Source organism: Psychrobacter sp. SZ93C1 (assembly GCF_015864635.1).
Lineage (GTDB): Bacteria > Pseudomonadota > Gammaproteobacteria > Pseudomonadales > Moraxellaceae > Psychrobacter > Psychrobacter fozii.
This window is the reverse complement of record NZ_JADYWY010000017.1, coordinates 1-5,420: the sequence shown is the minus strand read 5'-3', so window position 1 is coordinate 5,420 and position 5,420 is coordinate 1. Positions and strand designations below refer to the sequence as shown.

The following is a 5,420-nucleotide window of genomic DNA, read 5'->3' as shown; positions in this document are numbered from 1 at the left end:
GCGCCTGATACGCTGACCCTAAAAGCGGCAGGCAGTGGTATTGAGATATCAGGTGGCAATGTGACGTTTATCACGCCTGCTCAAGTGGGCTATAAGGCTAGTAAGGTGGATCGGGGCAGTGTTGCCAGTTCATTACAATCGCTAAATTTAAAACAAGCCAATCTAAATAAGGAAGACTTCAAATTAAACTTTAGTCCTAAAAGTCTTGATTCAAGTTTAAAGCCTGAGGCAGATTGTCCACTTAAGAATGGTGAAGTTGTAGAAACTACGGCGGGTGGTCCAGTTAATATCCTGCAAGGATGCAAGGTTTTATTTGACAGTAATGATTTAGACTATACTGGTAAAGGCTATCTACCATTCACCTTGAAACGATTGTACAACAGTCAAAATACTAACAATGGCTGGTTTGGGCAAGGCTGGATCGCACAAGGTTACGAGCAAAAGCTTGAGGTAGATGCTCAAGGGAAACGTGTGTATCTCATTGACAATACAGGTAGACGATTGGCTTTTGACTATCCTAAAGTGGGTGAGTCTGTCATTCAACCCTTTGCAAGCTTAACCTTATACAGACTACCTAATGCCAAAAGGCCAACAAAGGGCAGTAATAAAACTGAGCGCTTTGACTTTATTCTCTATCAGGGAATACATTATCCAACCTCACCTGACTATAAACAGTTCGAAGGTGCAGCGTTACGCTTTAACCATGTTGATGTCGCACATAGTAAAACAATGGTATTGCCAAGCCAGATGCGTAATCGTTATGGGTATAGCATTGAACTACAGTATACAGAGACAGCCAATAAGGCTTTAGCGCATTTACCAACCTATATCACTGACTCAAGCGATCGTTGCTATCAGCTTGACTTTGAGCTCGTTGCCAATCAGCCAAGACTGATGCAACTTAGCCAAGTGGGAGAAGGTGATCAGCCTACGCTTAAATTGGTGCGCTATCACTATAGTGATGAGGGTGATTTGGTAGAGGTGTACCGTCACGAGCATCTGATGCGCAAGTTTGCTTATACTGACCATATTATGACATGGCAACAGATGCCAAATGGGCTTGAAGGTGATTATATCTATGATCAAACCCATAATGCAAAGACAGCAAAAGTTATAAAACATACTTTAAGTAATGGACTAAGTTATCAGTTTGATTATGGCAGTACTATCGATGAAGAAGGGAGCCAGCAGCTACGCACAGTCGTGACCGAACAGCCAAATAGCCAGGATAGTCGTCGTCATGAATATCGTTATGATAATACGTACATTCTAAAGCAACATATCAGCCCGTTAGGATATACCACACGACTGACTCATGATCACTTAGATCGCTTGATTAAAGTCGAACATCCTAATGGTGGTATTGTCGAATATGAGTTTGATGGTAGTCAGCCAAAGAGTAAAAGAGTATTGATCAGCGAAGACTCAAACACAGGTAAGTCTGAATATAGAACTGTTCACTACCAGTACGTAGGCAACCAGCTCATGGCGTTAAAAGATGCCTTGGGTAATACACGCAAATTTACTTATAACGAGCAAGGTCAGCTAATTGCTACTACTGATCCCCTAGGACATACCACCCAGTTTAATTATGACGACCACGGCAACCTAATCACAAAAACCTTAGCCAACGGTAGCAGTTTTAAGTTTGCATTCGATGACTACGGCAACTTGATCAATCAGGCCGACTGTAGTGGCTATCAAACCCAATATCTATACGATGATAAGCAGCGTATAGAACAGATCATTGATGCTGAAGGTAATGCAATGCGCTACCATTATGACGATAGTAAACCTTGGCTAAGTACCCTCGTTAAACGAGTCAATTATCCAGATGGCAATAGCATCGAGATGCGCTATGATGATATCGGTCAGCTGACTGATAAACATGATGATACGTTAGGCATTACGACTTCAACTCACTATGAGGTTGATGGTCTAGTCATCAAACAAATAGATGCATCAGGTAACAGTATTGCTTATGCTTACGATGACTATCGTCGTCTAAGTCAGCTCACCAATGAGAATGGTGAACACTGGACCTTTGAGTATGATAAAGGTGATAACTTAATCAGTGAAACTCGCTTTGATGGTCATCAAAGCCGATATCGCTTTGACGCGCTTGGCAATTTAATAAGCCAAATTGACAACCCGCATCTACCCTCAAACCAGCAGCGCCGTATCAGTTATGAGCGAGACTTGATAGGACAGGTGCTCACTCAACACAGTAGAAGCGCAGAACAATCTTATCAGGTTGAGTATCAATATGACAAAGCAGGCAAACTTCTGAGCGCAACCAACCCGCACAGCCGAATTGATCTAGCTTATGGTGCCAACGGACAGCTCATCAAAGAGCGTCAAACCAGCACCCTTAACATCGCAGGACTACAACACGAGTATAGCTTAGCGCTGCAACACGATTACGATGAGCTAGGCAATCGTATCGCCACCACATTACCTGACGGCAAAGTCATCAATCAGCTCTATTACGGCTCAGGTCACCTATATAACCAAAGCCTACATGACTCAAGTACCGATCAGCATATTGAGATACGTCACAGTGAGCGAAACAAACTCCATGTTGAGGTCACCCGCCAACAAGGTGTCCTTGATAGCGTTTATACCCATGATCCCATGGGACGACTCATCAACCAAAATAGCAGCTATAATGACCATATCGTCGTTGGACGACAATACCAATATGGCACGACTGGACAACTCACTGACATCAACAGTCAGACATCACTTACCGGTAAAGACCACACCGTCCAGCAGCACACCGTCCAGCAGCACACCGTCCAGCAGCACACCCGCAACCATCACTACCAGTACGATGCTATAGGCCGTCTCACTCAGCATAAACTCATGGGTCAAAACAGCAGCGTCATAGAGCAATTCACCTTTGACCCAGCAGGGAACCGAGTATCGACTCATAGCAGTAGAGTAGAGGATACTAATAAACAAGCTCAAACAACGATGCGCAAGCTACAAGGCCGCCCAACAGAACTCATCAGCCAAGGTAAACGTGTGCGCTACACCTATGACAATGATGGTAGAGTTGTTCATAAAACCATAGCAGCCAACACGCACCAGTCAAACAACAATCTAATACAGTTTAAAAAAGAGCTAACATTTAAATACAACGCTAATAACGAGTTGAGTCAAACCATACTCACTCATCATAAAGGTAGCGACACCATCGTCACTACGACTGACTATTACTACGATGCCTTTGGCAGACGGATTCATAAGCACAGTCAAATCAGCCAAGGATCAAACACAGAGCAAAAGCACACGCACATGCTTTGGGACGGTGATAAGGCCATTCAAGAACATACCGACACCCATGTCTACAACACGATCTATGACCAAGGCAGCTTTACGCCTATAGCAAGAATGGTATGGCTCAAAGATGGTCTGCAACAAGCCGCTAACGATGACAGTGACAACGTAGCAAGCAATTATGATGGCAATTCAATACAAGTCTATCATTATCATAACGATCAGCTAGGCACACCTAATGAGTTGACTAACGAGCAAGGTGAAGTAGTTTGGCTCGCTGATTATGAGGCTTGGGGCGCGCCGCATAAAGAAATGTGCTGGGGGCACAGTTTAGCGTCGCAAGACGAGAGCTATGCTCGAGTGGAAGGCAAAGAAGTTTGGCATGATCAGAAGCTAAATCCACTACAGATAGAAAAAGAGCACTTGCAGCCGATCCGCTTCCAAGGTCAGGTGTATGACGTAGAAACAGGACTACATTACAATCGCTTCCGCTATTATGATCCTGATATGGGAATGTTTACGAGCCGTGATCCAATAGGTTTGATGGGTGGTAGTAATGTGTTTGCGTATGCGCCAAATCCGACAGGGTGGATTGATCCTTTGGGGTTAGTTTCAAGAAAAGAGGCTATTACAAGTTTAGAAAATGATTCAAGTGTACAGCCTAAAATACCAGCTATAAAAGGAATAGGGCAGAGACCAGGTGGACCAGCACAATACTCTCGACAACAAATAAACGAAAGATGGTCTGATATGTATGAAGCTGATATAGAAAAACATTTAAAAGCTGGTAACATGTCACCATGTCCATCATCTCGACCAACAAGCTGTACTTCATGTGCAGAGGGCTCAGGTGGATGGAAAGAGTATGGTGGTAACTCTAATTTCTTTCATTGTGGATTCAAAGGCGTTTTGGAAAATAGAATACCTGGTGAAAATAATAATGATGCACCAGCTAATGAATGTTTTTATGATAGTAGAGGTGTTCTAGTTGATAAAAGAAATGATACACGGTGGGAATGTAGAGGGACTCCTGACTATTATCCTTATTTTGGAACTGGTACTGATGCGGATGAAGCTAGAATGTCTCCACATACAACAGAAGATGCTGGTGGGACACTTGGTCCAAGTAAGACTAGCTTCAATCTCTCTGTAGAGTCCTTGACAGAATCAGTAAAGCATCATGCTTCTATTTTTAGTGAAACAGTATCTGGCCCACCTACAAGGTAAAAAGTTATGGTCAAAAAAATAAATAATAAATTTAATATATTGGAATTAATAATATCATTTGTCATTGGTTCAATAATATCTTTGATAATTCATATTAGAAAAACTTATATAGCTGAAAATAAATTTAATGGGCAAACTGATTTTTCATTTGGTTTTACTATGGAGATAACAAAAACGTTTTATAATAATATTTTTACTTCCATGAAGTTGTTCATTATATTTCCACCTCTTTGGGTAATTCCATTAGTTTATATAATAGTTGTATATAAATTAATTAAATCTGATAATGTCTTTTTTACTAAAAATAGGTTTTTACTACTAGTAATCGTATTTACATTATTGCATATAACTATATATAAAACGTTATCGTTATTCATTATGTAACGCATGATTAATTTGAACTTATAGTTAATGCATAATAAAACTGGAACAGTCCATATCATGAAATAGTTTAGGTAGATTATTCTCCATCCAGCCTTGGCGTAGAAGTTTTGCTTGTACGCACTTCTTCTCCCACTTGAGCACAGCTCTCGTCTTGCGCTCGGGCAAAGCAGTGCTTTGCTTTGTTATCCTTGGGCAGGATTCACATCAGAGCTGTGCGGTGGTAGAAACAATGGGCGATGTCCATGCCTGTTAAGCAATCTTTGAGTGCGTTTGTGGAAGCTTGCCACTCGAGACAAGTTACCGTCACGAAGCCGACAGCCACACGCTGGTGTTACTACCCCATGATGGCGAAGCATTGCGACCAGACACAAACGATATCCAAAGCATTCTCAGTCAAAACCCAGCCAACCTCGCTGACAGACAAGACCGCATCACCACCGTTCGTCCGCAAGTTGCCCAACATACTCAGCAGAGTGATCTATATCGTTACGATAACCGCTTAATTGGCACTTATACTGGTAGTAGCA

General features: G+C 42.1%; 2 protein-coding genes. Both read left to right on the top strand.

Going from position 1 to position 5,420, the window contains the following annotated elements:
- On the top strand, positions 1–4,509 hold a 4,509-nt coding region (locus tag I6E83_RS14555), incomplete at its 5' end, for an RHS repeat-associated core domain-containing protein (RefSeq protein ID WP_197102962.1).
- A 664-nt stretch (positions 4,510–5,173) separates the two neighbouring features.
- Positions 5,174–5,420 (top strand): hypothetical protein (locus I6E83_RS14550; protein WP_197102961.1); only part of this gene is annotated, 247 nt, incomplete at its 3' end.